This is a genomic window from Undibacterium sp. GW821-FHT11B02, assembly GCF_058808955.1.
On sequence record NZ_JBXASD010000040.1, the window covers coordinates 1 to 516 of the forward strand.

General features: G+C 49.2%; 2 protein-coding genes. One reads left to right on the forward strand and one right to left on the reverse strand.

The genetic code is table 11. The features are described 5' to 3' along the window. Window positions 1-240, reverse strand: a 240-nt coding sequence (locus tag AC1RVX_RS30020) for an Lrp/AsnC family transcriptional regulator (protein WP_493220249.1), incomplete at its 3' end; no start/stop codon positions are given. 129 nt (window positions 241-369) lie between these two features. On the opposite strand from AC1RVX_RS30020, the gene AC1RVX_RS30025 reads away from it, so the two are divergent. Further along, the coding region (locus AC1RVX_RS30025) for an alpha/beta hydrolase (protein WP_493220250.1) at window positions 370-516 on the forward strand (147 nt) is incomplete at its 3' end.

Consider the following 516-nt stretch of genomic DNA (forward strand, 5'->3'; position numbering starts at 1 on the left):
CTCATGCGTGGTACGCAGGCGGATGATGACAATCATGCCCGGGCCCAGAGCTGCCTGATTGATCTGCGCACTGTAGCCTGTGATGACGCCACTTTCCTCCAGCCGCTTGACACGTTCCGATACAGCAGGTTGTGACAAGCCTATGCGACGACCAAGTTCAGACAGGGCAACGCGCCCTTCTCTTTGCAGGCCTTCTATAATCGCAAAATCCAGCTTATCCAGTTCTATCCTTGAAGTCATTGCTACGATTCTCCGTAATGTTTTAAATCATCGGCGCGATGGATTGTCTTCCGATGATTGCCTCTTCAGGTAACTGAGTCGAGACACGATAATTGACAGCTCATTATCTTACTTCAGGAGGAGTTTATTTTGATAATCATTAATCTGCCAGGCATAGGTAATTCAGGCGAACTACATTGGCAAACCCGCTGGGAACAATTGGGACTGGTACAGCAACGTTTTCAACCAGGTAGTTGGGACGAACCACAACTGCATGACTGGATAGCCGCGCTGGAT